The 652-nt window shown below is 44.6% G+C and carries 1 protein-coding gene; it reads left to right on the forward strand.

Annotated elements, in window-relative coordinates:
* Positions 1-624, forward strand: a 624-nt coding sequence (locus ACUNWD_RS20780; RefSeq protein WP_445589791.1) for a transposase, incomplete at its 5' end; no start/stop codon positions are given.
* Between the last annotated feature and the right edge of the window lie 28 nt (positions 625-652).

Raw genomic sequence — 652 nt, forward strand, 5'->3', positions numbered from 1 at the left:
ACCGATACGACCACACTTGCGGATCATTTAACGGAACATGAACGGCTTTACGGGGACTACCCGGAAGTTGCCACCGCTGATTCGGGCTACGGCAGCCAAGAGAACTATGAATTTATGGAAGAAAACGGGATTGACGCTTTTGTAAAGTTCAATTACTTCCATAAAGAACAGACCAAAAAGTTTAAATCCAATATTTTCCACAAGGACAATCTTTACTATAACCCTGAAAAAGATTGTTTTTACTGCCCAATGGGACAGGAAATGACAAAATCCGGCACTACAACCCGCGAAACGACAACCGGGTTCAAGCAGCACCTAACTTATTACAAGGCACAAAATTGCAAGGGTTGTCCCTTGCGCCCAAGCTGCCATAAAGCAAAAGGCGATCGCGTAATCGAGCTTAACCACAACCTGGAAAGGCACAAACAAAAGGCGCGCGAAAAACTTTTGTCAGAGGAAGGGGTAAAACGCCGAAAACAGCGGCCTGCAGACGTAGAAGCAACCTTTGGGAACATTAAAAACAACAAAGGTTTCCGAAGGCTTATGCTCCGTGGCAAGCAAAAAGTGGAAATCGAGACCGGTTTGATTGCTTTGGCACACAATTTAGCAAAAATCGGTGCTTAAAAGCTGGAAAGAACCTTTGCTTTTTCTG

Source organism: Sunxiuqinia sp. A32 (assembly GCF_052690465.1).